At 63.5% G+C, this 26,145-nt stretch carries 25 protein-coding genes; 5 read left to right on the top strand and 20 right to left on the bottom strand.

Going from position 1 to position 26,145, the window contains the following annotated elements:
- Nucleotides 1-8: 8 nt before the first annotated feature.
- The 6 genes from H4V99_RS05690 to H4V99_RS05665 form a co-directional block, all read right to left on the bottom strand.
- Nucleotides 9-560, bottom strand: coding sequence for an iron-sulfur cluster assembly protein (locus H4V99_RS05690; RefSeq protein ID WP_280676297.1), 552 nt, complete (start codon nucleotides 558-560; stop codon nucleotides 9-11).
- Nucleotides 557-1,054, bottom strand: a complete 498-nt coding sequence (sufU, locus tag H4V99_RS05685; protein WP_280676295.1) for a Fe-S cluster assembly sulfur transfer protein SufU — start codon at nucleotides 1,052-1,054, stop codon at nucleotides 557-559. Before sufU ends, H4V99_RS05690 begins: the two co-directional genes overlap by 4 nt.
- Nucleotides 1,051-2,388 (bottom strand): Fe-S cluster assembly protein SufD, encoded by a 1,338-nt coding sequence (gene sufD / locus H4V99_RS05680; protein WP_280676293.1) that lies wholly within the window; start codon nucleotides 2,386-2,388, stop codon nucleotides 1,051-1,053. The genes sufU and sufD overlap by 4 nt, the downstream gene beginning before the upstream one ends.
- Nucleotides 2,385-3,149, bottom strand: a complete 765-nt coding sequence (gene sufC / locus H4V99_RS05675) for a Fe-S cluster assembly ATPase SufC (RefSeq protein ID WP_280676291.1) — start codon at nucleotides 3,147-3,149, stop codon at nucleotides 2,385-2,387. Before sufC ends, sufD begins: the two co-directional genes overlap by 4 nt.
- Entirely contained in the window at nucleotides 3,149-4,612 is a 1,464-nt protein-coding gene (sufB, locus tag H4V99_RS05670) for a Fe-S cluster assembly protein SufB (protein ID WP_280676290.1), read from the bottom strand. Before sufB ends, sufC begins: the two co-directional genes overlap by 1 nt.
- A 112-nt stretch (nucleotides 4,613-4,724) precedes the next feature.
- Nucleotides 4,725-5,486, bottom strand: coding sequence for a helix-turn-helix domain-containing protein (locus H4V99_RS05665; RefSeq protein ID WP_280676288.1), 762 nt, complete (start codon nucleotides 5,484-5,486; stop codon nucleotides 4,725-4,727).
- 134 nt (nucleotides 5,487-5,620) lie between these two features.
- On the opposite strand from H4V99_RS05665, the gene fdxA reads away from it, so the two are divergent.
- A complete protein-coding gene (gene fdxA, locus H4V99_RS05660; protein ID WP_280676286.1) occupies nucleotides 5,621-5,944 on the top strand; it encodes a ferredoxin in 324 nt (107 codons plus the stop codon).
- 24 nt (nucleotides 5,945-5,968) lie between these two features.
- On the opposite strand, the gene H4V99_RS05655 is transcribed toward fdxA, so the two are convergent.
- Nucleotides 5,969-7,591: a hypothetical protein gene (locus H4V99_RS05655; protein WP_280676284.1), complete on the bottom strand. Its 1,623-nt coding sequence runs from the start codon at nucleotides 7,589-7,591 to the stop codon at nucleotides 5,969-5,971.
- On the opposite strand from H4V99_RS05655, the gene mvaD reads away from it, so the two are divergent.
- Genes mvaD through H4V99_RS05640 form a run of 3 tightly spaced genes read left to right on the top strand, consistent with a single transcriptional unit; the run spans nucleotide 7,582 to nucleotide 12,058 of the window.
- Nucleotides 7,582-8,586, top strand: a complete 1,005-nt coding sequence (mvaD, locus tag H4V99_RS05650; protein ID WP_280676282.1) for a diphosphomevalonate decarboxylase — start codon at nucleotides 7,582-7,584, stop codon at nucleotides 8,584-8,586. The two genes, H4V99_RS05655 and mvaD, sit on opposite strands and share 10 nt — an antisense overlap.
- Nucleotides 8,586-9,716 carry a hypothetical protein gene (locus H4V99_RS05645; protein WP_280676280.1) on the top strand — a complete coding sequence of 377 codons (1,131 nt, stop codon included), beginning with the start codon at nucleotides 8,586-8,588 and terminating at the stop codon, nucleotides 9,714-9,716. Before mvaD ends, H4V99_RS05645 begins: the two co-directional genes overlap by 1 nt.
- A complete protein-coding gene (locus tag H4V99_RS05640; protein WP_280676278.1) occupies nucleotides 9,713-12,058 on the top strand; it encodes a hydroxymethylglutaryl-CoA reductase, degradative in 2,346 nt (781 codons plus the stop codon). Before H4V99_RS05645 ends, H4V99_RS05640 begins: the two co-directional genes overlap by 4 nt.
- On the opposite strand, the gene idi is transcribed toward H4V99_RS05640, so the two are convergent.
- The gene (gene idi, locus H4V99_RS05635; RefSeq protein WP_280676276.1) at nucleotides 12,042-12,593 is read right to left on the bottom strand and encodes an isopentenyl-diphosphate Delta-isomerase; all 552 of its coding nucleotides are present in this window, start codon (nucleotides 12,591-12,593) and stop codon (nucleotides 12,042-12,044) included. The genes H4V99_RS05640 and idi overlap by 17 nt on opposite strands.
- A 228-nt stretch (nucleotides 12,594-12,821) precedes the next feature.
- Entirely contained in the window at nucleotides 12,822-14,414 is a 1,593-nt protein-coding gene (gene serA, locus H4V99_RS05630; protein ID WP_280676274.1) for a phosphoglycerate dehydrogenase, read from the bottom strand.
- 96 nt (nucleotides 14,415-14,510) lie between these two features.
- Here serA and H4V99_RS05625 point away from each other — a divergent pair, with 96 nt between their 5' ends.
- Complete coding sequence (locus H4V99_RS05625; protein ID WP_280676272.1) at nucleotides 14,511-14,906, top strand: DoxX family membrane protein; 396 nt, start codon at nucleotides 14,511-14,513, stop codon at nucleotides 14,904-14,906.
- Nucleotides 14,907-14,937: 31 nt separating this feature from the next.
- Here H4V99_RS05625 and H4V99_RS05620 read toward each other — a convergent pair whose 3' ends face one another.
- From H4V99_RS05620 to ilvD, 11 genes are all read right to left on the bottom strand, one after another.
- The gene (locus tag H4V99_RS05620) at nucleotides 14,938-15,327 is read right to left on the bottom strand and encodes a hypothetical protein (RefSeq protein WP_280676270.1); all 390 of its coding nucleotides are present in this window, start codon (nucleotides 15,325-15,327) and stop codon (nucleotides 14,938-14,940) included.
- On the bottom strand, nucleotides 15,324-15,815 hold the full coding sequence (locus H4V99_RS05615; protein WP_280676269.1) for a DNA polymerase III subunit gamma/tau: 492 nt from the start codon (nucleotides 15,813-15,815) through the stop codon (nucleotides 15,324-15,326). The genes H4V99_RS05620 and H4V99_RS05615 overlap by 4 nt, the downstream gene beginning before the upstream one ends.
- 18 nt (nucleotides 15,816-15,833) lie before the next feature.
- Nucleotides 15,834-17,132, bottom strand: coding sequence for an Nramp family divalent metal transporter (locus H4V99_RS05610; RefSeq protein WP_280676267.1), 1,299 nt, complete (start codon nucleotides 17,130-17,132; stop codon nucleotides 15,834-15,836).
- A 92-nt stretch (nucleotides 17,133-17,224) separates the two neighbouring features.
- A complete protein-coding gene (locus H4V99_RS05605; RefSeq protein WP_280676266.1) occupies nucleotides 17,225-18,193 on the bottom strand; it encodes a hypothetical protein in 969 nt (322 codons plus the stop codon).
- The gene (locus tag H4V99_RS05600) at nucleotides 18,186-19,055 is read right to left on the bottom strand and encodes a hypothetical protein (RefSeq protein ID WP_280676264.1); all 870 of its coding nucleotides are present in this window, start codon (nucleotides 19,053-19,055) and stop codon (nucleotides 18,186-18,188) included. The genes H4V99_RS05605 and H4V99_RS05600 overlap by 8 nt, the downstream gene beginning before the upstream one ends.
- Nucleotides 19,056-19,090: 35 nt before the next feature.
- Entirely contained in the window at nucleotides 19,091-19,525 is a 435-nt protein-coding gene (locus tag H4V99_RS05595; RefSeq protein ID WP_280676262.1) for a hypothetical protein, read from the bottom strand.
- 75 nt (nucleotides 19,526-19,600) lie between these two features.
- On the bottom strand, nucleotides 19,601-20,242 hold the full coding sequence (locus H4V99_RS05590; RefSeq protein WP_280676260.1) for a DUF998 domain-containing protein: 642 nt from the start codon (nucleotides 20,240-20,242) through the stop codon (nucleotides 19,601-19,603).
- A 700-nt stretch (nucleotides 20,243-20,942) separates the two neighbouring features.
- Nucleotides 20,943-21,971 (bottom strand): ketol-acid reductoisomerase, encoded by a 1,029-nt coding sequence (gene ilvC, locus H4V99_RS05585; protein ID WP_280676258.1) that lies wholly within the window; start codon nucleotides 21,969-21,971, stop codon nucleotides 20,943-20,945.
- Nucleotides 21,972-22,046: 75 nt separating this feature from the next.
- The gene (gene ilvN, locus H4V99_RS05580) at nucleotides 22,047-22,556 is read right to left on the bottom strand and encodes an acetolactate synthase small subunit (RefSeq protein ID WP_280676256.1); all 510 of its coding nucleotides are present in this window, start codon (nucleotides 22,554-22,556) and stop codon (nucleotides 22,047-22,049) included.
- Between the two features lies 1 nt (nucleotide 22,557).
- Nucleotides 22,558-24,384, bottom strand: a complete 1,827-nt coding sequence (locus H4V99_RS05575) for an acetolactate synthase large subunit (RefSeq protein WP_280676254.1) — start codon at nucleotides 24,382-24,384, stop codon at nucleotides 22,558-22,560.
- 42 nt (nucleotides 24,385-24,426) lie between these two features.
- Nucleotides 24,427-26,121, bottom strand: a complete 1,695-nt coding sequence (ilvD, locus tag H4V99_RS05570; protein ID WP_280676253.1) for a dihydroxy-acid dehydratase — start codon at nucleotides 26,119-26,121, stop codon at nucleotides 24,427-24,429.
- Nucleotides 26,122-26,145 lie beyond the last annotated feature (24 nt).

Below are 26,145 nucleotides of genomic sequence, written 5' to 3'. Positions count from 1 at the left end.
CTACCGGGTCAGAACATCCCCAGCTGCAGCCGGGCTGCCGCCGACATGCGATCTTGGCCCCACGGCGGTTCCCACACCAGCTCAACGTCCACCTCGCTCACGCCGGGGACCAACTCCACCTCCGCGCGCGCATCTTTCTTGAGTACGTCACCCATGCCACACCCGGGAGCCGTCATCGACATCTTGATCTCGATTCGATAGCTCCCGTCGTCGAGAGCCTGTGCGTCACAACCGTAGATCAGGCCCAGGTCGACAACATTGATGGGAATCTCCGGATCGAACACATTCCGGAGCTGCCCGAGAACCTGGTCAATATCAAAGGGAGCGCCGTCCACGAGAACACTTTTTACGACCGGCTCGCAGAGCCCGAGCGCCTCAGAATCTTCGGCACTGATCCGCACGAGATACCCCATCGAGGTTTGCACTGTCGCGCTTCCCCCCAGAGTCTGGGTCACGACCACCTCCTCACCGGCTTGAAGAAGCATCGGCTGTCCACCGGGAATGACGGTGGCCTGGCAGCTCTGCGTCAGTTCAAAGATCTTGTATGAGCCTCCGTTCATGCCGCTTCCTCCGTTTCGTTCCCGAGGGAACCTGTGGACAGTGTGAGCTCTTTCAGGGCGCTGTGCAGAGCCTGCCAGGACAGGGTGGCGCATTTGACCCGTGCCGGATACTCCCACACGCCCGACAGCACTGCGAGCTTGCCCACACCCTCCGGCGGGCCTTCGCCCACCGGCTTGGTGGTGAGCATGCTGTGCACCCGACGAAAGAGGGCGAGAGCCGCGTCGTTCTGCAGTCCCTTGACCGCGCTGGTCATGAGCGAAGCGGATGCCTTCGAAATGGCACATCCATCGCCCTCGAACGCGATATCGGCAATGTGATCACCGTCGTTCTGCACGTACAGGGTCAGGTGGTCACCACACAGTGGGTTCACCGCTTCGATGGTTTGATCAGCACCCGGGATGGGACGCCGATTCCTCGGGCTGTGGGCGTGCTCGATGATCATCTCCTGGTACAGCGCCGCCATGGGCGCATTCGCTGTCACCGCGGCGCTCACGGTTGCACTCGATGTGCAGCGCTTCCAAACCGATCCGCAACCAGTGCCTCCAGCGCCAAGCGAAGCGGCTCCAACTCGATTCGATCCACCATCTCCTGCACGAAGGCATAGACCAGCAGGCCCCGAGCTCGCTCCAGCGGTATTCCGCGCGTGCGGAGGTACAGCAACGCCTCGTCATCCATTTGCCCGACGGCGGCACCGTGTGTGCATTTCACATCATCGGTGTAAATCTCCAGCCGGGGGCGGGTGTCTATCTGGGCGCGATCATTGAGCAGAAGATTCTTGTTCTTCTGGTTGGCATCGGTCCCATCGGCACCGTGTCGAACCATGATCTGCCCGTTGAACACGCCGTGCCCGCGATCGTCCAGCACGCCCTTGTAGAGCTGATGACTGGTGCAGCCGGTTGCCGCGTGATCGACGAAGATCGTGTTGTCGTGAACCTGATCACCCTGCGGCAGGTAGATACCGTCCAGACTCACCTCCGCCTCCACACCCTCAAGGAGCACCCGAATTTCGTGGCGAGCAACACTGGAACCGAGCATCACCGAGCGGGAGTTGAACCGGCTGCCACGAGCCTGTCGAACGTCCAGCAACGCCAGGTGGAATGCGGTTACGGGTTCGTTCTGCACCTTGTAGTGCTCAATGTGAGAATCCTCGGCCAGAATCACCTCGGTGACCACGTTCGTGAGGTACACATCCTCCGGGAGTCCGGCGTAGGTCTCCACGATCGTGGCACGGCTTCCGGAGTCGGCGATGATCACGGTGCGCGGGCTGGTCATCAGCGGTACGCCGGAGGTGTCGGAGAAGAACACCAGTTGGATGGGCTCCGGCACGACGGTGCCCTGCGTCAGGTGAATGAACGCACCATCCTCGGCGAAGACGTCGTTGAAGGCAGCAAAAGCGTGGTGCTCCCCCGGCGTATGCCCCAGGAACGGCTTCAGCCGGTCCGGGCTCTCCGCCAGCACGGCTGCCAGCGTCGTGACGACGGCGCCGCTGGGCAACCCGGTCAGCCGGGAGAACTCGGCAACAAAATGCCCGTTCACGAAGACGAGACGAGGGCCGCCGAGATCGATCGCGGCCTCATTGATGATCGCTGCCGTGACCCGGGTACCCTGCCCCGCCGCCGCAGCGACAAAGGGCACCGACAGGATTCCGTCCAGCGCGGTGTACTTCCAGTCCTCATCCTTGCGGGTGGGAAAGCCATTCTTGCCCACCCATTCCAGGGCCCGCAACCGCGCCTCGGCACGCCACCCCAGGTCGTGGCCGTCACGCTCGGCTGTCACCTCGGAGAGCACTCCGGAGGCCGCTCGCATCGGAGTTCTGAGGGCGGTCATGCCCTCACACCCACCGGGGCTGAGCGCGGCGTGAGGCCCGCGTAGCCATTCGCCTCGAGCTCGAGCGCGAGATCCTTGTCGCCGGAATGCACGATTTGACCCGCCGCCATCACATGCACGAAGTCGGGAACAATGTAGTCGAGCAGTCGCTGGTGGTGAGTAATCACCAGCATGGTGCGGCCCTCACTGCGGAGGGCGTTCACGCCGCTGGCCACCACGCGCAGCGCGTCAATGTCGAGGCCGGAGTCGGTTTCATCGAGAATGGCCAGCTTGGGTTCCAGAATCGCCATTTGCAAAATCTCGTTGCGCTTCTTTTCACCGCCCGAGAATCCTTCATTCACCGAGCGGCTCATGAACGTCTGATCCATTTCGACCAATTTCATACGCTCCTCGGCCAGCGCCAGGAAGTCCAGGGCGTCGAGCTCTTCCTCGCCACGCTGCCGGCGGAGCGAATTCAGTGCCGTGCGCATGAAGTACATGTTGCCCACTCCGGGGATTTCCACCGGATGCTGGAAGGCCAGAAATACGCCGGCTGCGGCTCGTTCCTCGGGTGAGAGAGCCAGAAGGTCCTGTCCTTCATAGGTCACGCTGCCCGAGACGTCATAGCCGTCGCGGCCAATCAGCACGCTGGCCAGTGTGGACTTACCCGACCCGTTCGGGCCCATGATGGCGTGCACCTCGCCCGGCTTCAGGTCAAGATTCACCCCACGGAGGATTTCCTTGTTGTCGATACTGGCGTGTAATTCATTGATGTGGAGCATTAGCCAACACTTCCTTCGAGACTCACGGTCAACAATTTTTGTGCTTCGACGGCGAATTCCATCGGCAGCATCTTGAACACCTCACGGCAGAACCCGTTCACAATCATCGAAACGGCTTCTTCCTCGGGAATGCCGCGCTGACGGCAATACAAGAGTTGTTCCTCGCCGATCTTCGACGTGGATGCTTCGTGTTCCACCTGTCCGGTCTGATTCTTCACATCGATGTAGGGCAGGGTGTGGGCTCCGCTGTCTTTTCCGATGAGCAGCGAGTCGCACTGGGTAAAGTTGTGGGCGCCCACGGCGGAATGCCGAATATCGACAAGGCCCCGATAGGTGTTCTGGCCGTGACCGGCCGAAATTGCCTTGGAAATAATGGTGCTCGTGGTGTTTTTACCAATGTGCACCATCTTGCTGCCGGTGTCGGCCTGCTGGCGCCTCGCGGTGAGTGCCACCGAGTAGAACTCCCCCACCGAGTTGTCGCCCTTCAAAACCACGCCGGGATACTTCCAGGTGATTGCTGAACCGGTCTCAACCTGAGTCCAGGAGATCTTCGCGTTTCGACCGGAGGCCATACCGCGCTTGGTGACAAAGTTGTACACGCCACCGTTGCCGTCTGCGTCACCGGGGTACCAGTTCTGAACGGTGGAGTATTTAATCTGTGCGTCGTCGAGGGCCACGAGTTCAACCACGGCGGCGTGCAGCTGGTTCTTGTCCCGCACGGGAGCCGTGCACCCCTCGAGGTAGCTCACGTAGGCGGCATCCTCGGCGATGATCAGCGTGCGCTCGAACTGCCCGGTGTCGGCCGCATTGATTCGAAAATAGGTCGAGAGTTCCATCGGGCAGCGCACGCCCTTCGGGATGTAGCAGAACGACCCGTCGGTGAACACGGCCGAGTTCAGGCACGCAAAGAAGTTGTCGTTGAACGGAACAACCGTGCCCAGATACTGTCGAACTAGTTCCGGGTACTCCTGCACGGCCTCGGAGAACGAGCAGAAGATGACGCCAACCTCGGCGAGCTTGTCTTTGAACGTTGTGGCGACCGACACGGAATCAACGATCGCATCCACGGCAACGCCGCTCAGACGTTCCTGCTCGCCCAGTGAAATGCCGAGTTTGTCGAACATTTCCCGCAACTCCGGGTCGACCTCATCCATGCTCGCGATCTTCTTTTTCGGGCGGGGATCGGCGTAGTAAATGATGTCCTGGTAGTCAACAGGCCCGTAGGACACGTGCTGCCAGGTGGGAGCGGTGAGCGTCGTCCAGTGCCGGTACGCCTTGAGGCGCCAGTCCAGAAGCCACTCCGGCTCGTTCTTTTTGCTGGAGATCAGCCGAATGATGTCTTCGCTGAGGCCTCGGGGCGCCACTTCCGTCTCGAGATCCGTGGTGAAGCCGTACTGGTATTCCTGGTTGGCCAGCTCACGAACCTCATCGGAAATACCCACTGTGGCCGTCGGTGCAGTCATTTTTTCTCCTTCTCCTAGCTGTTGGCACTATGGGACGACGCGCGCTGCAGATATGCGTGAGCGCGCGCTGGAAGCACACCCGACGCACAGCCGGGTGGCGAGAGTGTGGGGGTTAGTCCGTGGGTTTATCCAGCAGCGGCACGAAAGTGCGGCAGAGGTGTTCTCCGCCAGCTACCGTCGCCAGACGTTCGACGCGCACTCCCAGGAGCTGGGAAAACGCCTCGGCTTCGGCGTCACAGACGGCGGGGAACTCGCTCGCGACATGCCGCACCGGGCAATGCCCCTGACAGAGCTGAAGGCCTGGGGCCGGCAGGCCCGTTGCGGGCAGGCGCGTGCTTGCCGCGGCCGGTGTTGGTGTCGGTGTCGGTGCGGTCACACCGTCATCGACCGGCCGAACGGATGCCGCGAACCCGTCTGCCGTGAGGGCGGCCGCGAGTGCTTGAGTGCGTGCGGCGACGGAATCACCCGCCGAGGCTACCCGTGCGGCATAGCGCTCAACCAGCACCGCTCCGCGTTCGCGTGCGAACTGTGCCACGGCATCCGCCCCGGAATGATCGGCAAGAAATCGGAGGGCCGCAGCCGCGAGGTCGTCGTAATGGTGCTCGAGACCGGCGTGGCCAGTGGGCGTCAATACATAAGACCGTGCGGGACGCCCACGTCCGCGACCGTCCACCTCGCCCCCGGCAGGCTCATATTCCTCGATGGCGTTCTGCTCGGCCAGCGCATCCAGATGCCGTCGAACAGCTGCCGGGGTCAAGCCCAAACCGGCGGCGAGGTCAGCCGCGGAGATGGGTCCATCCTGGGCGAGCGTGTGCCGAACCAGGTCTCTCGTTGCGGTCGCCGTGTCAGACCGGTCTGCAGAATTTATTAACACAACATGAGTGTGACGTAATTATTCGTCACCGTCTAGTAAGGAGGGCCTTATTCTTTTTTGCGCGTCGGCGCTGCGCTCCACATCGGCAGGACAGTCGGGTACATTTTGAGCATCCCCAGCATGAATGGAACACCATGACCTATGTCATCGCTCTACCCTGCGTCGACGTTAAAGACCGGGCCTGCATTGACGAGTGCCCCGTCGACTGCATCTACGAGGGCGACCGAATGCTCTACATTCATCCGGATGAGTGCATCGATTGCAGCGCGTGCGAGCCCGTGTGCCCCGTGGAAGCAATCTTCTACGAGGACGATGTGCCCGAAAAATGGGCGGATTACTACCGCGTCAACGTGGAATTCTTCGAAAACATCGGCTCGCCGGGCGGTGCCGCTAAAGCGGGAGTGTATGCCAAGGACCACCCTCTCGTGGCTGCACTCCCGCTGCAGACGGCGCTCTAGCGCGAACGCCCCTGCTCGGTACGGCTAGGCGGGGCGCACGTGCCGGTAGTACTCGATTCCAAGGTCGTAGAAGTCGGGGCCATTCCTCGTGCCAACGTGATCAATGACGAACTCATCGCTCGGAACGAGCGGGGGCAGGTCTGTGGGGTGTCCCTCGTGCAGAGCGAGGTACTGCGCTTCGGTGAGGTCAATGGGGTCGCGAAGAGCCGCATCAAAGTTGATCTTGGCTGCTGCCTGCTTCCACCCGGCCGCGACGCGCAGCGGAATTGCCTCCGCAGCGTCTCCACTGCCATACCCGAGCGCGAGCCATTCCTGCCCAGCTATCTCCAGGCCGTCCTTGTGGGCCTGCGCCAGACCGGCCGCTAGCCAGGCCGGCAGAGCTGCGGTGTAGAGGTTGCCGAGGTCTTGCATAGCCTCAGCTCCCAGCCACAACTTGGCATCGATCAGGTTCTTCCACACATCCGAGCGAAGCAGATGTCCGCGCAACTGTCGCGACCACGGGTAGCCGTCGCCGTCGCCAATTTCTTCCCCGTCGAACGGGTCATCGGCCAACAGCTCGGCGAGAAGCAGATCCCCGTCGAGCCCGGCCGCATCGCTGTACGCGCGCAGCTGGGCCTGACCGGCCGGGCCATCGGCGGCGAGGGTGAACAGGTACGACATGACCCAGCCGGTCGCCGGCATGCGGTGATAGGGGCGGTGAATGAACACCGCGTCCACCTCGGTGAAGTAGTCAACGCCACGACCCGGACGCTTGTCCAGCATCGCGGTCATCGCGTGACGGGTGGCATCGATGTAGCAGGTGGTGGAGTACCGACCGTTGAACACGGGGAGGTCCTGCAGCTGGCCATCCTCACGCGCCGGCTGGCGAAAACGCGAGAAGGGCTTGCGAAAATCGGAGGTGCGGTACTGGGAATCACTTCCGGCTAACGCAAGGTCCACCTCGAGAAGGTCGGCGTTGCCGTTCACGAGCATGGCCACGGCGCCGGCACCCTGGGTGGGTTCACCGGTGGAACCCAGAGCGTACTCGGCGACATCTGCCGAGACAACGATTGCCTGCCGTCCTGCGCCGTCCCCCGCGAGATAGCGCACTGCGGCCTTGAGCGCGTACACGCCGCCGAGACACGCATGTTTAAACTCGGGAACCTCACAGTCACGGGCCAGCGGACTCTGCCCGTTCGCCACCAGAGCATCATTGATCATGCCCTTGACAATGACGGCACCGGCGGAGTTGTCACTGGAAGATTCCGTGCCGAGAGCAAGAAAGCCCACCTGGGCCGGATCGATGTCGTAGTCCTGGATCAACCGCCAGACGGCATTGGCCGCGAAGGTGTACACGCTCTGTTCCGGGGACCGCATGCGGAAGGAGCGCCCGACAACGGCGCGCGTTTTGGACCAGGCCTGGTCATTCCACCCGCTCCAGTCTTCCAACTGCACGCGATGAGGCGGCAAATACAGGGACAGACCACTAATTCCAGATGACAACAGTGCCCGTTTCGATGTGTATAGGTGTCGATAGCGCGAAAAAGAACGCAGTGCCGTAATTTTAGCAAGTCTGAGTTGGCGTAGCCAACGTCCGAAACCGTGAATGCGGTGTTCGAAGGCGGGTAGAATTTTAACGAACCGATCGGAGCACCCTTGTGGATACACCCATCGGAGGGACCACCGCTGTGGCACGCGCGCACAGCAACATTGCCCTCGTTAAATACTGGGGAAAACGGGACGAAGTGCGGAACATTCCCGCCGTCGGCTCAATATCCATCACCCTTGAGGCCCTGTCAACCACCACTCACGTGAGCTTTACCCCGGATGCGTCCGAGGGCCGTGATCAGGACGAGTTCTGGCTCAACGGTCAGCTGACCCTCGCGCCGCGCGTGAATCGAGTTCTCGACCTCGTTCGGGAACGTGCCGGGTTCACGGGCAGGGCCACTGTCACCTCGACGAATGACTTTCCGACCGGTGCCGGGCTCGCCTCCTCGGCATCGGGTTTTGCGGCTCTCGCGCTGGCCGCAAGCTCGGCAGCAGGCCTCGACCTGCGCCCTCGGGAGCTCTCGATCCTGGCCAGAAATGGGTCCGGGTCGGCTGCGCGCTCCATTTTCGGCGGTTATGTCGAGATGCACACCGGACACCTCGACGACGGGTCGGACGCCTTCGCCGAGCCGGTTCTCGATGGCGCGGCCTGGCCACTCAGCGTGGTCGTGGCGATCACCGATCACGAGGCCAAGACCGTGTCGTCGACCCACGGCATGGCGGGAAGTCGGGCATCCTCACCCTTCTACCCGGCGTGGGTCGACACCGGCGAGCAGGATCTGGCCGAGATGAGATCGGCCATCACCGATCGAGATTTTCCGAAACTCGGCGAGTTGGCTGAGCACAGCTGCCTCAAACTCCACGCCCTCATGCTCACCAGCCGCCCGCCGCTCATTTATTGGAACGCCGGCACGGTTGCGGCCATGCACACCGTGCGCGCTCTGCGCGACAGCGGAGTTGCGGTGTATTTCACCATTGACGCCGGTCCGCAGGTGAAAGCCCTCTGCGCTCCGCAGGATGTGGCTGTGGTCGCTGAGGCTCTGGCGGCCACGCCCGGGGTGCGAGAAACGCGCACGAGCGCTCTCGGCCGTGGCGCGTACCTCATGGCGTCGTAATGCAGACGATTCATTCCTCCGCGCCGGGAAAACTCTTTCTGCTCGGCGAGTATGCCGTGCTTGAAGGTGCCCCGGCACTCCTCACCGCCGTTGATCGCCGCGTCACCGTGACCCTCAGCACAGCGGATGCCGACGGCTGGGTGCTCAGCGCTCCCGGCCTGGGCATCACTCAGCTCCCTCTCGGCAGCGACGGAGCCGTGCCCGAAAGCGTCGACGGGGCCACACGCGAGAAGCTGCGCCTGTTTGACGCTGTGCGTACCACCGTGGCCGCGGCTCTAGCCGACAATACTGCCCCCCTCCTGCCGGGCCACCGTGGTGACAATCCCGCACTGTCGGTCAGCATCGACAGCAGCGCGCTCTCGATGGGCACGTACAAGCTGGGATTCGGCGGCAGCGCCGCTGTGGCCGTTGCCCTGACGGCGGGCCTAGCCAAGGCTTACGGACTGAACCTCGACCGAAACGCACTGTTCGTCGCGGCGTTGACCGCACACCGACTGGCGCAGGGTCCGCTCGGGAGCGGTGGTGATGTGGCTACTGCCCTCAACGGAGGGCTTCTGAGCTACGCACCGGATGCGATACCCACAAGCTCCTCGGCCACCTCCCTGAAGTGGCCCAGCGACCTCACCATGATGGTGGTCGTCACCGGCACCGGGAGCAGCACACCCGAGCTGGTGGGCCGGGTTCACGACTATGCGCGGAGAGACCCGAGCGGCTACCACGCCGACCTTTCCCGGCTCGCTGAGCTCGCCCGGGAGGCGGTGCCGGCGCTGGACTCGGCACAGAGCTTCATGGCTCTGGCCGCAGAGTATTTCACTGCCCTCGAAACGCTCGATTCGCACGCCGACGCGGGGATTGTCAGCGATCGACACCGACAGCTCAACGCTCTCGCTGCTCGGCACCGTGGCGTCTTCAAGTCGTCGGGGGCGGGTGGTGGCGATGTCGGGCTTGCCTTTGCCCGAAGCGGCGCACCGGCGCGCGAACTCGCGGCCGCCCTCACCCACGCGAACGCTCGCATTGTTTCCATCGGCCTCGGTGCCTCCGGCGCGCAGCTCACCACCTTTCACCCCGACACGAACGCCGACACTCTCAGCGGCACCACGTCAGCACGCACCTCTAGGAATTTCTTGTGAAAAACGCTCATCTGTCCAAGTTTTATCAGCGCACGGTGCCGGAACGGCTCCAGCTTCTGCATGAGCGTGGGATTCTCGACGCCGACGACTTTGCGGCCCTCAGCACGGATAGCTATCGCCTTGATGTGGAGACGGCCGATCGGCTGACCGAGAACGTGATCGGTGTGTTTTCGATGCCGATGGGTCTCGGGCTCAATTTTCGCATCAATCAGCGGGACTACCTTGTTCCGATGGTGGTCGAGGAGCCCTCGATCATTGCCGCCGTCAGTGCAGCGGCGAGCCTCATCGCGCGTTCCGGCGGCTTCACCAGTGTGGCTGAGGAGCCGCTGCTGATCGGCCAGGTGCAGGTGCTCGACGTGAAGGACCCGGAAGCCGCCAAGGCTGCTCTGCTGGCACGCTCGGGCGAGATCGTGGATCTGGCCAACCAGCAGCATCCGAATATGATCGCCCGCGGCGGCGGAGCGAAAAACATTGAGGTGTTCCTGCGCGGCACAACGGCCGAGCACGGCGAGCTCCTCGTGGTGCACCTCGTGGTGGATAGTCGTGACGCCATGGGTGCCAATCTGGTGAACACCATGTGTGAGGCCGTTGCCCCGCTGATCGAAAAGATTAGCGGTGGCAAGGTGTTCCTGCGTATTCTGTCCAATTTCAGTGACCATGCTCTGGTGCGTGCACGAGCCGTCATCGGCGTCGATCACCTCAAGTCGGAGAAATTCTCCGGTGCGAAGGTTCGCGACGGAATCATCGTGGCGCACGAGTTCGCGGCCATGGATGTGTATCGCGCGACCACCCACAACAAGGGCATCATGAACGGCATCGACGCCGTTGCGATCGCTACTGGTAACGACTGGCGAGCCATTGAGGCTGCCGCGCACGCGTATGCGGCACGCAGCGGTCGATATTCGCCGCTGACCGTGTGGTCGGTGAATGACAATGGCGATCTGGTCGGCGAACTCGAGATACCCCTGAAGGTTGGCACCGTCGGCGGGCAGGTGGAATCAAACCCGCTCGTGCAGATTGCCCAGAATATTCTGGGTGTGGAGTCTGCGGCCGAGCTCGCTCAGGTGATGGCTGCTGTTGGTCTCGCTCAGAACCTCGCGGCCCTGCGCGCGCTGGCCACCGAGGGAATCCAGACCGGACACATGCGTTTGCACGCCCGCAGCGTGGCGGTCGCGGCCGGGGCATCCGGTCCGAACTTTAACGACGTGGTCGACCGCCTCGTTGCCAGCGGCGACATTAAGGTGGCCAACGCTCGGCAGATTGTGCAGTCCCTCAGCACCGCAGATGCCCCCGGTGCGGCGTCGGCCGCGACTCCCCCGGTTCCCGCGGCAACGACCCCGGCATCTGCGCCAGCGCCTTCACATGCACCAGCACCAGCACCTGCACCAGCGGCCGGCGCCGGCACCGACCACACGTCGGGTTTCGGCAAGATCATTCTGTTCGGCGAGCACTCCGTGGTGTATGGCTACCACGCCGTTGCGGCACCGATCGGTCTGCGGATTCGCGCGCAGGTGACTCGGCGTGCCGAGGTGGGAACCGATCTGATTCTTCCCGGCTTCGATTCGGCTGACTCCGCCGATTCCGATCTTCCCGTGCGGATTGCCGAGCTGATCACTGAGCGACTGGGTATCCGCGGTTCCGGGATGCGCATCGAAGTATTCCCCAACCTTCCCCGTGCGAGCGGGCTCGGGGCATCCGCTGCCCTCGCCGTTTCCATCATTCGTGCCATGGCGAGCTGTTTTCACATTCCCCTCACCGATCGCGAGGTGAGTGCACTGGCGTTCGAGTGTGAACAGATCGTGCACGGTACCCCGTCGGGAATCGACAACACGGTGGCCACGTTTGGCCAGCCGATTCTCTTCCGCAAGGGGAACGGGGCCAGGGAGGCCGAGTTCTCCATTGTGAAGGTGGTGCACCCGATTCCGATCATCATTGGCATCACCGGGGTGCGGTCGCTCACGGCTCGCACGGTGAGTATCGTTCGCACGGCGTGGACGAAAAGCCCGACTCGGTATGACGCCATCTTTGAGCAGATCGATGGATTGGCTCTGGCCGGTGTGGGTGCTCTGCAGCGCGGCGATCTGGCCGAGCTCGGCGACCTGATGAACATTAATCACGGTCTACTCAACGCTCTGCAGGTCTCAAGCCCGGAGCTGGAAGCTCTTGTGGCACTCGCTCGACGGGCCGGAGCGCTCGGTGCAAAGCTCACCGGTGGCGGTGGGGGTGGTGCCATGATCGCAATCGCGGACCCTGACCGCAGTGATGCGGTTGCGGCGGCTATGCGTGCGGCGGGCTACACCACCCACCAGACCGAGATCAGCGTGGCTAAGGCGCCGCAGTAACGCCGGCGGCGCTGTCGTCGTCGGCACTGTAGTTGTCCGCAAATACACGGTAGACGTCCCAGAACCAGCCGGTGACGTCTCTGTCGGCAAACCACGATGACAGGTCGCTGGGCGCGACCGCCTCAACGTTGGCAACCTCGTCGGGGTTCCAGTCGGCGGTGCGGGTGTAGCGAGCCACGATCACATGGTTGTATTCGTGCTCGACCAGACCGGTCTTCTCGTCTTCGAAACGGTAGGTTACGAGCCCCAGTTGCCGGGCAGAAGTTACCCGAATGCACAGTTCTTCATAGACGCGTCGAACGGCATCCTCCACCACCGTTTCGGCGCTCACCGGATGCCCGCAGCAGGAGTTCGACCACGTGTTGGGCCAGTGGTACTTCACGGCTGCTCGTTGCTGCAGCAGAATGCGGCCCTGGTCATCCACGAGAAAGACGGAGAAGGCGCGGTGCAGGTGACCCGGTGCCGTGTGAGCCGCGATCTTTTCGAGAGAGCCCTCATGACGCCCGTGCTCATCGACGAGTTCAACTACCTGCATCTGGATGCCCTGCTTTCCTGTTCACGCGTCCGACGCCACTGCCCGATGCCATTGCCCGATGCCATTGCCCGACAACATTGCCCGATGCCGCCGCTCGAACACCACAAGATTACCGCACGGCTCCGGCGATGCTGCCCGGAGCCTGGCGAACGCAGACGACACAAGCCCGCCGAACCCCGGGGGGCTCGACGGGCTCAGTTTCGCGCAGCTGCTACCAGTGACGTCGAGCTACTCGGTGAGGTCGATCTCCACCATCATCTCGGCCGAGATCGATGTGCGAACGGATGCGAGAAGGCCCGCCGGAACCTCGGAGTCAACGGTGAGCACGCTCAGCGCCTTGCCGCCGGCTTCGTGCCGGGCAATCTGCATTCCGGCAATGTTGATCTGGGCCTCACCGAATTCGCGGCCGTAGACGGCAACAATTCCGGGGCGGTCGGTGTAGATCATCACGATCAGGTTCTTCGCGAACGGAACCTCCACGTCGTACCCGTTGATTTCGACGATCTTCTCGATCTGCTTGGTACCCGTGAGGGTTCCGGAGACGGAGACCTGCGAGCCGTCGGCGAGCGCACCGCGGAGGGTGATGACGTTGCGGTATTCGGGCGATTCCGCGTCGGTGATGAGTCGAACCGCGACACCGCGCTGTTCGGCGAGCAGCGGTGCGTTCACGTAGGACACGGTCTCGCTCACCACGTTCGTGAAGATTCCCTTGAGCGCTGCGAGTCGAAGAACGCTCACGTCGTACTCCACCAGTTCACCGCGAACCTCGATGTCGACACTCGTGAGCGGGCTGTGGCCGGCAAGTCCGGAGAACACCTGGCCGAGCTTCTCGACGAGCGGGATACCGGGACGCACGTAGGGGTCAATGACTCCACCGGCCACGTTCACGGCATCCGGTACGAGTTCGCCGGACAGGGCAAGGCGCACGGACTTGGCTACCGAGACGCCGGCCTTCTCCTGGGCCTCATCGGTGGAGGCGCCGAGGTGCGGAGTGGTGATGAGGTTTTCGAGGCCGAGCAGGCGTGAACCCGTCGGTGGCTCGTTCACAAAGACGTCGAGGCCGGCTCCGGCGATGGTTCCCGCGGTCAATGCGTCGTAGAGCGCGTCTTCGTCGATGAGTCCACCGCGAGCCACGTTGATCACAAACGCGGTCGGCTTCATCAGCTTGAACTGCTCTGCACCGATCATGCCCGTGGTCTCGGGGGTCTTGGGCATGTGAATCGTGACGAAGTCCGAGCGCTCCAGCAGTTCTTCGAGGGAGACCGGGGTGACACCCAGCTGCTGGGCACGCGCCGAGGTGATGTAGGGGTCGTAGGCAATCACGTTTGTGCCGAAGGCCTGCATGCGAGCGGTGATCAGGGCGCCAATGCGGCCGAGTCCGATGATGCCCACGGTCTTCTCGTAGAGCTCGACGCCGGTGTACTTGGAACGCTTCCACTGGCCATCGGCCAGGGCGCCGCTCGCGGCCGGAATGTGGCGGGCCAGGCTCAGAATGTGGCCGACCGTGAGCTCGGCTGCCGAGATGATGTTGGAGGTGGGTGCGTTCACCACCATGACGCCGGCTGCGGTGGCGGCCTTGATGTCCACGTTGTCGAGTCCCACGCCGGCGCGGGCGATGACCTTCAGGAGGGGTGCGGCCTTGATGGCTTCGGCATCCATTTTGGTGGCGGAGCGAACCAGAACCGCATGCGCGATGGCCAGCTCGGCGAAGAGGGCGGAGCGATCCGTGCCATCAACGTGGTGAATGTCAAAGTCTGGCCCAAGGGCATCGACGGTGGCGGGGGACAGTTCTTCGGCGATCAAAACTACTGGCTTCGACACTAAATCGGTTCCTTAGATTGCGTAGAGTGCGTATATACCGTCAGGCGCGACCAATGGCGCCAAACACTGACAGTTTACTGGCTGCAGAATAGGCAGATGAGCACCATGACGTTTCTTGATCTCCAACTCACTCTGCGCATCGTTCTTGCCGTGATCTTCATCGGTGCGGGCGCGACCCATTTTCTGGGCGGTGTGCAGCGCACAATGGCGGCCATGATTCCACCGCAGCTGCGCTTCGACGGGATTGCGAATCCCCGTAATCTGGTGATCTTCACCGGCGTGTGCGAGATCGCCGGAGGAATCGGCCTGCTTGTTCCCGCCACCAGCGCGGCTGCCGGGATCGCTCTCGTGGTCTTTCTTGCCGCCATCTTTCCGGCGAACGCGTACGCGGCCGCCCACAAGAAGCGCTTCGGCTGGGTGGCGTTTCCGGTGCTGCCGCGACTGGTGGCCCAGCTCGTGCTCATGGCCCTGATCGTGCTCGCGATCGTCTGAACCGCTGAAGAAGGCTCGTGCCGCTGGCCAGCTAGACGATCAACCCACCGACACTGAACAGCACGAAGAGATCCAGTGCAAGAGCGGCCGCGGTTGCGAGACCCACCAGGTAGAGCAACACCTGCACGGCGATGGAGCGTCTGCGTCCCAGCCAAAAAGCGGCCGCAAAGACCAGGACCGGCATCACAATGCCCCAGATCAGCACCGTCCAGCCGAGCCCATTCAGAGTGGTGTCAAGACTCTGCGCGTTCAGGCTGACGCCCACCAGGTTGCCCACGGCTTCCCACACGTCGTAGGCGTAGAAGAGACCAAAAATGATGGCGAGCGTGAGCGTGATCCACCGGGGCGCGCGCCGACGAGAAGCGGATGCCGCGGTGTTCGACTCCGAGACAACGCCGGGGTCGCTGGTGTGGTCGGTCATGCGCTCGCTCCAAAGATCACGGGCAGAGGTGCCAGAACGATGACGCCCAGCACCAAAAGCAGGAGGCGCGTGCGGGGCCGACTGGCGGTCAGCCAGAAGGTGGCGGCAAACCAGAGGAGCGGTGCCGCTACGGCCAGCCAGATTCCCAGCGAGAACATGAATCCACTCACTGGGTCGCTCGTGAGCGGGTTGGGAATGCGTGATGCGCCAATGAACCAGCCCACCGTGTACAGCAGGTAAAAACCGCCAAGAATACCCAGCACCACGAGGGCGACGGAGCTTGCGGCATCCGCTTGTTCGGGTGTTTGCGTCTTGACGGGTCGGGGCGTGCCGGTGGGCGATGCACCCTCGGGTACGGTCCACCCTTCGGGCAACGCCGTGGTGTCGCTCCCCGGGGTGTTGCTCGCCAGGGCGTCAGACCCCTGATCGAGCGTGGGGTCGTTCTCGCCGCCCCAGCTCAGTGCATCGTTGTCCCGATTGGAAGTCATGTCTCCAGAATATCCGGTTCAGCCGAACAGGGGTTTCACCGCTGTCACCAGCTGTTGAACGCCGAGCACGATGAAGAGCAGGGCACAGACGGCGAGCGCAATGTTGGTGGGGAGCTTGTTTCTCCACTCCGCCGGGAAGTGTTTGCCGTTGAGCAGGCCGAGCAGGGTGACGGCCAGAAAGGGCATGAACAGGGAGCCGAGAACACCGTAGGCGAGGATCAACCCAATCGGCTGGCCCAGCAGAAACAGAATCATGGGAGGAAAGGTGAGCCACAACAGGTAGAACTTGAAGTACTTGCCGCCCACGATCGTGTCGGGGTGTCCGGACTCTTTGCCGCGCATGTTGCCCCAGAAATCGGCGAACATGAGGCTCACGCCATTCCACACGCCAATGATTGACGAGAAGGATGCCGCCCAGAAGCCCACCAGAAACCCGGTTCCCACCACAACGCCGTACTTCTCGTTGAGCACGGTGGAGAGGTCGACGAGGCCCTTGTCGCCGGCGCTCAGTGTGACGCCGGCAGCGCTGACCACTTCGGCACCCACCACGAGCATGGCAATCACGAAGATGCCGGTCATCACGTAGGCCATGCGGTTGTCGATGCGCATCACCCGCATCCAGCGCGGGGTGGACCATCCCTTCTCCCGCAGCCAGTAGCCGTAGGCGGCGAGGGTGATGGTTCCACCGACTCCCCCGGCCAGTGCAAGCGTGTACAGCACACCGCCGTCGGGGATCATCGGTACCAGTCCCCTGATCATGGCGGGAAAGTCGGGCACGGCAATGACAGCCAGGCCCACGACGGTGATGAACATGATGCCCACGAGCACGGCGGTGATCTTTTCGAAGATGGCGTAGCGACCAAACCACACCATGGTGAGGCCGGAGAGACCCATCAGGATCGCCCAGACGTGCAGCGGAAACACCGGAAACAGGGCCACCAGCGGCAACGCGGCGCTGGACATGGCGGTGGCACCGTAGACGAAGCCCCATAGCATGATGTACGGACCGAAGTACCAGGTGGTCCACTTTCCGAGTGACCGCCAGCCCTCAAAGATGGTCTTACCGGTGGCGAGGGTATACCGGCCGGCACCTTCCACGAGCACGATCTTCAGGAGCACGCCGAGGATCACGGCCCACAGTAGGGCGTATCCGAACCGCGAACCAGCTACGAGGGTAGCCACCATATCGGCGGCGCCAACACCCGTTGCCGCGACCACCAGTCCCGGTCCGACGATCTTCCATTTGGGTCGGGGCGCGTCAGCGACGGATGGATCGGCGACGGCGAGGCCGTCTCCGGAATTTCCCTGGGAGCTCATGTGCGGGGTCCTGACGTCGTTGTAAGGCAGAGCGGCATAGACTGCCGTTCTACCTCACCCTAGGGCCTCGCTGCAGTTTACGAGCTGCCCGGTCAGTTGCCGAACTGCACCCGCACGCTGTTGTTGTCGGGAAGCACGACCACGGTTCCGTCTTCCAGAGTCCAGCCGTCATGGAGAAAAAAGAAGCGTCCACCGCTCACCACGAGAAGCCGCAGACCCGTGTAGGCGTAGAGCGGGGCATCCGCTGTTCCCACGCTGGTTTCGACCACGTTGGGGATATTCATGGCAATGCGAGTGGCGCTCACCACCTCGGCGTGCGGCAGCGTCTGCACCGAGGATTCATAGTGTGCGGCCAGGCCACGCCCCACCGTTTGGGCGAAATCGGTGGTGCCCCAAAACAGCAGCAGGGTGATGAGGGCGATCACCAGACTCGTGTCGACTGCGCGTTGGTGCACACCGGTGAGCACTCCGAGGGCATGTCGTCGCAGGCGAACGGATGCCGCCACCAGCCACACCAGCCCGGCCAGCACGTAGGGGCCCACAATGCGCGTGCCGCCCGGTTGCAGCACGAGCGCGACGGCGATGGCGCCCACGCCGACGACACCCACCACGATGACCACGAGGGTTGCCCGGGCGATCGCGGCGCTTCCGCGGCCCGCATCGACCCGGGCATGCAGGGCTCGGTCCGCCGACACGACCACCATGGACACCACGAGCAGGCCCACGAGCGGCAGAAACAGCGAGGTCACGCTGCGCAGAATGTAGTCCTGGCTCGTGTAGCCGAACAGACTCACATCAAGCCCCATGGCTTTGGCCTGGGCGTCGGCGCGCGCCCAGCCGAAGTAGAACAGCAGGGCCGTGATGAGGGTGACCGGTGGTCCAATGGCCAGCACAACCGCCACCGCACGCGCCATGGGTGGCTGCGGGGGCGGTCCGCCGTTCGGCGTGGGGGCCGCGTCCGGCACCGGGAGCGCCGCTGCACCGATGCCACGTGCAGCGACGCCACGGGCACCGACGTCACGGGCGTCCCCTCGGGAAGCTGCGCTCCCACGCTTAGGCACCGGCAGCTCCGCAGGGACCGTCAACGGCTTGGGCGGAGTCGCTGGTGTACTGCAGGGTCGCCGACCCCGGGAGCGTGCCCGAGGCGTCGTACGCCGTCACGGTGGCGCTGCCCGGGGCATCCGCTGCCGGAGCGGTGAACACCACGGTGTTCTCGTCTGTCATCTCGGCTGGCACGCGGATTGAGCCCACGCCCACCTCGGTAACGGACACAAAGCGCCCCACCAAGCGGATGCGGGCTCCCCCGCTCACACACACCGGGTTGCTGTCGGCCACGACATCACTCCGGGTCGACACTCCGGTGAGCTCGAGGGCACACGCGGGGGTTGATGGCGCGGCGAGGGTGATGGGCGTGTTCGGATTCTGCTGCCGGTAGGCAACGAATGCGGTGAGGGTGTCAAAGGCGGTGCGTTCGAGGCAATCCGATGCCGGTGGGCGCGAGACCACACCAAGCTGCTCCGCGCCCGTTGCCCACGCGTTGGCGCTCTCGTTAACCACGGCGTCGCACAGGGTCGCGGCAGCGGTCCACAGTGGTGACGACGCGGAATTGCTGTCATTCAGTCGCTGGCAGTCCGCGGTTTGCAGCGCCGAGTACCACATGTCGGGCGGTGGGTCGTTGGGTGCCGCGGGGCCGATGGGCAGCCAGTCGGGGGCCGCCTGGGCATCCGGTTGCGGGTCATCGGGGCTCACCGGACCCGGCAGTGGCGCCACGCTGCTGCTGTCGCCGGTGCCGTCGCTGCTGCTTCCGTCGCTGCTGCTGTCGCCGGCGCTGAGGGCACAGGACGACAGGAGCATCATCACCACGGCGCACATGCCCACTGTGCCGACCAACACCAGCGCGTTGCGACCATACTTCGCAGTCATCGCGACAGTGAACACCCGGCGGCGTTACTGCGGCGTTACTGCGCCGTTACTGCGCCTGGACAGGGTCCGAGGGCATCGCTCGCGGTGGCGAGTGTGCCCGGCAATCGCGCGGCATATACAGAAAACTTCGCCCAGGATCTCAGGTCGGCGGCCTGATCGAGAGCCGCATCCGGATGCTGCTGGCGGAAGGTCATGATGTCGCGCACGGCCGCGTCCACGGCGGCTTCGAGCGGGTGTACCGTTCGCCGGGGTCCGTCGAGCAGCCCGGGGTCGGATGCTCGGCCGGGTTCGGGCCAGCGGGGTTCGGGTCGGCAGGATCGACGGTGTTCCCCGCGTTCCACGGACTGACCGGTGTCGGCGGTCGCACCGTCCTCGCCTGCCGTCGACGAACCACCGGCGGTGGGTCCGGCACAGTCACCGAATAAGCCGCCGCCAGCGCTGCCATGCGCCTGCCGACCCAGGGCCATCATCTGCTCAGTTCATGCTCGGGGCCGTTACTGCGGTGGTCCCGGTGCAAGCATGAGAATTGCTGCCGGCTCCCTGCTTCAGCGCAGCCGGCGGATACCGTCCCCCACCGCAAAAACCCAGCCGAGGATGCCGAGCAGGCACACCCGTTCGACCAGGCCGAGATAGCCCGGCAGCACGGTGGCCGACGCCACGATGCCCAGCACGCCCGCAATCCCGAGCCCGACGAAGAGGGTCGCCCAGCCTCGACTGTGGCGGAGTACGTCGCAGCCATGCAGCCAGCTGGTCAGGAGCAGCAGCGCCAAGAGCGCCGCGATGAAACCGGTGGTGGCCGCGATGAGGTGCACCTGCCCGACCGGAGTCTGGGTCTGCAGCGTCGAGGACACGGCGATACCGACATCCGTGGGGAAGAACGCCAGCACCGCCGAGGACACCCCACCAACCAGTAGCAGCACGAGCCCAGCGGTCTTGCGCCGCGAGGGAAGCCCCGTCAGGTGGACGGCGACCACAATGGCCACGCAGAACACCGCGCGGCCGAGGAAGTTCAGATTCATCACCCAGCCATACGGTCCCACGGCTAGGTTGCTCTCCGCCTCGCTGATCGGGCTATAGTGCGGCGGCAGCAGCTGCAACACCACGTCGATGAGCACGTAGAGCACGACACCGATCATGGCCACCAAAGCGGATGCCCGGCGCAGCGCGAGCGGATCCGTTAGCGGCATACGTCCATGCTAGCGCCGCCCGCGGCCGCGTCTCCCACGTGCCGGGCGTCGCTGACCTGAGCGCGCAGGGCTGTCCTGAGGGGCGTACTCGGTCTCCTCCCCGGACGTGCCACCGCAGTGTGTCCCCTCGTGCCCCCTCACCACGGGGACGCTTCGCGAGACGACACAAATCGCCCCATAAGCCGAGGGTGCCACCCGAGATGCCACCAATCGCCCTATGAGAACGAGGCAGCCACGCGAGACGACACATATCGCCCCTTCGCTGCGGCTCAAGGGGCAACCATTGGCATCTCGTTGAGGCGCATGCCCGCGAGACGTCACACTTAGCCCCACAAGGACGAGGGTGCCACGCGAGATGCCACCAATAGCCCCATGAGAACGAGGCACGTGCCCGCGAGACGTCACATATCGCCCCTTGAGTCCACACGGCGTGGGCGAGACGTCACATATGGCCCCTTCAGCAGTGGCCTGCGCGGGCGAGATGTCACATATGGCCCCTTCGCGGCGGTTCAAGGGGCAACTATTGGCATCTCGTCGAGGTCATGGGGCATTATGTGACACCTCGCGCTGCGCACACGCTGGTCGGGCCGACCAGCGCACGGGCGTCCACACCCGCTGGGTCTCGAGCGACGCACGGCACCACCAGCAGACACACAAAACGGGGCCCCTCCAGTGGAGGGACCCCGTTCGCCGAGCAGTGTTAGCGCGCGGCTTCGCCGTCCACGTAGTCGTCGTCGTTCGACGCGTTCCACGAGAAGAGCTTGCGCAGGCTGCGGCCGGTGGCCTCGATCGGGTGCTCTTCGCCCTTCTTGCGCAGTGCAAGGAACTCCGGTGCTCCGGCGTCCTGGTCCTTGATGAAACGCTCGGCGAACGCGCCGCTCTGAATGTCGGCGAGAACGGCCTTCATGTTCTCCTTGACGCTCGGGTCGATGACACGCGGGCCGGAGACGTAGTCTCCGTACTCGGCGGTGTCGGAGACGCTCCAACGCTGCTTGGCGATGCCACCCTCCCACATGAGGTCAACGATGAGCTTGAGCTCGTGCAGAACCTCGAAGTAGGCCACCTGCGGCTGGTACCCAGCTTCGGTGAGAACCTCGAAGCCGTACTGGATGAGCTGCGACGTGCCACCACAGAGAACAGCCTGCTCGCCGAAGAGGTCGGTCTCGGTCTCTTCGGTGAAGGTGGTCTTGATGCCGGCGGCACGCAGGCCACCGATTGCCTTGGCGTAGCTGAGCGTGAGGGGCCAGGCGGTGCCGGAGGCGTCCTTCTCCACGGCCACGATCACGGGAACGCCGCGACCAGCTTCGAACTCGCGACGCACGGTGTGGCCCGGTCCCTTGGGGGCGACCATGACCACGTCGACGCCCTCGGGCGCTGAAATGTAACCGAAGCGGATGTTGAACCCGTGTCCGAAGACGAGAGCCTTGCCCTCGGCGAGGTTCGGCAGAACGTCGGCGGCGTAGAGGTGACGCTGCACCTGGTCGGGTGCGAGGATCACGATGACGTCGGCCCAGGCTGCGGCGTCGCTGGTGGTGAGAACCTTGAAGCCGGCCTCTTCCGCCTTGGCGATCGACTTCGAGCCCTCCTTGAGGCCGACAACGACCTCAACACCCGAGTCGCGCAGGTTCTGCGCGTGGGCGTGACCCTGCGAGCCGTAGCCGATGACGGCTACCTTCTTGCCCTGAATGATCGACAGGTCGGCGTCTTTGTCGTAGTAAATCTCAGACAATGTGTTTCTCTCCTTGTTGTTGCGGTCTCGACAGGCGAGGCTCGGCGGTCGAGCTTGTCGAGACCCACGGTGTGGTTAGTTTTTGAAGACTCGTTCGGTGATGGACTTCGAGCCACGGCCGATAGCGAGCAGGCCTGACTGCGCCAGTTCGCGAATACCGTAGGGCTCGAGCACCCGAAGCAGAGCCTGAGTTTTGCCGGAGTCTCCGGTGACCTCGATCACGATAGCGTCCGTGGAGACATCAACAACGCGGGCCCGGAACAGCGTGACGGCCTCGAGCACCTGCGAGCGGGTGACGTTGTCGACGCGCACCTTAATAAGCAGATGTTCGCGCTGCACCGACTGGGCATAGTCGAGTTCCACAATCTTGATCACGTTGATCAGCTTGTTGAGCTGCTTCGTCACCTGTTCCAGCGGCACTTCTTCGACATCCACGGCAATCGTGATGCGTGACAGCCCCTTGATCTCGCTGTGCCCCACGGCGAGGCTCTCAATGTTGAAGCCGCGTCGAGCAAACAGGCCGGCCACACGCGTGAGCAGGCCAGGTTTGTCTTCCACCAGAAGACTCAGAATATGAACCGTCATATTATTCGTCTCCCCAGGTTGGTGCGTGCTCTTTGGCGTACTGAACGTAGCTGTTGCTCACGCCCTGCGGCACCATCGGCCACACCATTGCGTCACGGCTCACCACGAAGTCAATGACCACGGGGCGGTCGTTGGTTGCCAGAGCCAGCTTGATCGCGTCGTCAACCTGGTCAGCGCTCGTGACGCGGATGCCGAGGGCACCATATGCGTCGGCCATCTTCACGAAGTCGGGCACCATCGCAGTGCCGTGTCCCGTGTTGAGGTCAGTGAAGGAGTGGCGACCGTCGTAGAACAGCGACTGCCACTGGCGCACCATTCCGAGCGACGAGTTGTTGATGATCGCAACCTTGATCGGAATGTTGTTGATCGTGCAGGTGGCGAGCTCCTGATTGGTCATCTGGAAGCAGCCGTCACCGTCAATCGACCAGACCACGCGGTCGGGGTTGGCAACCTTGGCGCCCATGGCGGCGGGCACCGAGTAACCCATGGTGCCCGCTCCTCCGGAGTTGAGCCAGGCGTTGGGTCGCTCGTACTTGATGTACTGCGCGGCCCACATCTGGTGCTGTCCCACACCGGCGGCATAGACAGCCTCCGGTCCAGTGATCTCACCGATGCGCTTGATCACGAACTGTGGGGAGAGCAGACCATCGGCCGGTTCGGAATAACCGAGCGGGAATTCCTCGCGCAGGCCATTCAGATACGTCCACCACTCGCTGGTGTTGCGCTCGGTCCCGACCGCTGCCTCGGTGAAGGCAACGGTGAGGTCGGCGATGACATCCTTGGCATCGCCAACGATGGGGACATCGGCCATGCGGATCTTCGAGATCTCTGCCGGGTCAACGTCAACGTGCACGATTTTCGCGTTGGGCGCGAACTCGGAGATCTTGCCGGTCACCCGGTCATCAAAGCGCGCACCGAGCGAGATGATGAGGTCGGCTTCCTGCAGTGCAAGAACGGCCGGAACCGTGCCGTGCATGCCGGGCATACCCAGGTGCTGCTTGTGGGAGTCGGGGAACGCGCCGCGGGCCATGAGGGTCGTGACCACCGGGGCTCCGGTCGTCTCGGCAAGAGCGAGCAGTTCAGCGGATGCCCGGGCGCGAATGACGCCGCCACCCACGTAGAGAACGGGCTTGGCAGCGGATACGAGCAGCGCTGCGGCTGCCTGAACCTGCTTGCCGTGGGCCTTCGTGATGGGACGGTAGCCCGGAAGGTCCAGCTTGGGCGGCCAGATGAACGGTGCCTTGTTCTGCTGGGCATCCTTGGTGATATCCACGAGCACGGGGCCCGGGCGTCCGGTCGAGGCAATGTGGTACGCCGATGCGATGGCTGCCGGAATCTCCTCGGCGGTGCGAGCGAGGAACGAGTGCTTGGTGATCGGCATCGTGATTCCCACGATGTCGGCCTCCTGGAAGGCATCCGTTCCCATCGAAGTGGAGAACACCTGACCGGTGATGCAGAGGATCGGCACCGAGTCCATGTAGGCATCGGCGATGGCGGTCACGAGGTTGGTTGCTCCCGGACCTGAGGTGGCGATGGCAACACCCACGCGTCCGGTGGAGGAAGCGTAGCCCTGGGCTGCGTGACCGGCACCCTGCTCGTGGCGCACCAGAATATGGCGGATCTTGGTCTGACTCATGAGCTCGTCATACAGCGGGATCACGGCGCCGCCGGGAATTCCGAAGACGTCGGTCACGCCGAGCAGTTCGAGCGAGCGGATGATGGCGCCGGAGCCGGTGAGCATCTCCGGTTCGGTGCTGGCCGGCTCGGTGCTTCCAGCGTTTGTGAGGGGGGCAGAGGGTGTGGGCACGGGCAAAGATTCCGTGGTCATAAGAAGTCGAGTCCCTAAGTCGGTAACGAGTGGAGAATCTGATTAGCCGGTGATTGCGCCTTCAGCAGCGGAATGGACCAGCTTTGAGTACTTGGCGAGAACGCCGCGAGTGTAGCGGGCGGGAAGTGGAGTCCAGCCGTCGCGGCGAGCGTCGAGCTCGGCAACATCAACAAGTAAGTCGAGTGAGCGAGCTGCGATATCGACCCGTATCAGATCACCATCGCGCACGAATGCAATTGGACCAGCGTCCACTGCCTCGGGTGCTATATGGCCGATGCACAGTCCGGTTGTGCCGCCTGAGAATCGACCATCTGTTAACAGTAGTACATCTGCGCCGAGCCCCGCGCCCTTGATGGCCGCCGTAATGGAGAGCATCTCGCGCATTCCGGGCCCCCCTTTCGGGCCCTCATAGCGGATGATGACAACGTCACCCTTGTAGATTTTTCCCTCGGTGAGGGCGTCCATGGCGGCGCGTTCGCGTTCGAACACTCGTGCCGGACCTTCGAACACGGATGCGTCGAAGCCGGCGGTCTTCACGACGGCCCCTTCCGGTGCAAACGAACCCTTGAGAATGGTGATTCCACCGCTCTTGTGAATGGGGTTGTCGAGGGTGCGCAGCACCTCGCCGTCGAGGGCGGGCGGGTCAATCTCGGCGAGGTTTTCGGCTACGGTCTTGCCGGTCACGGTGAGGCAGTCGCCGTGCAGGAGGCCCGCTTCGAGGAGCGCTCGCATGACGGCGGGAACGCCACCCTGACGGTCAACATCGTTCATGACGTACTTGCCGAACGGCTTCAGGTCACCAATGTGCGGAACCTTGTCGCCGATGCGGTTGAAGTCGTCGAGGGTGAGTTCAACCTCGGCCTCGCGTGCGATAGCGAGAAGGTGCAGCACCACGTTGGTGGATCCACCGAAAGCCATGGCCACGGCAATGGCGTTTTCGAAGGCCTTGCGGGTGAGGATGTCCCGAGCAGTGATGCCGAGGCGCAGCATGTTGACAACGGCTTCGCCGGACCGGTGCGCGAAGTAGTCGCGGCGGCGGTCGGCGGAGGCGGGTGACGCGGAGCCCGGCAGGCTCATGCCGAGTGCTTCGGCAACGCTGGCCATGGTGTTGGCGGTGTACATGCCACCGCAGGCACCCTCGCCGGGGGCAAAAGCACACTCGATGCGCTTGGCATCTTCGACGCTCATGCGGCCCGCCTTCACGGCACCCACGGCTTCGAAGGAGTCGATGATGGTGATGTCTTTTTCGGTGCCATCGGACAGCTTGACCCAGCCCGGTGCGATGGAGCCGGCGTAGAGGAAGACGCTGGCGAGATCGAGGCGGGCGGCAGCCATCAGCATGCCGGGGAGAGACTTGTCGCACCCGGCCAGCAGCACGGAGCCGTCGAGGCGCTCGGCCTGCATCACAACCTCAACCGAGTCGGCAATGACCTCACGGGAGACGAGGGAGAAGTGCATTCCCTCGTGACCCATGGAGATGCCGTCGGAGACGGAAATCGTGCCGAATTGCAGCGGATAGCCGCCTCCGGAGTGCACGCCCTCCTTGGCCGCCTGAGCAAGGCGGTCGAGGGAAAGGTTGCACGGCGTAATCTCGTTCCACGAGCTCGCAATACCGATCTGAGGTTTGTCCCAGTCAGCGTCTCCCATGCCCACGGCGCGCAGCATTCCGCGCGAGGTGGTGGCTTCGATTCCATCGGTGACGTCGCGACTGCGGGGCTTCATATCGATCTCAGGCATGCTCAGAGTCTAGAACGTCTAGGG

It is taken from the genome of Cryobacterium sp. CG_9.6 (genome assembly GCF_029893365.1).
Lineage (GTDB): Bacteria > Actinomycetota > Actinomycetes > Actinomycetales > Microbacteriaceae > Cryobacterium.
This window is presented reverse-complemented; position numbering and strand designations above follow the sequence as displayed.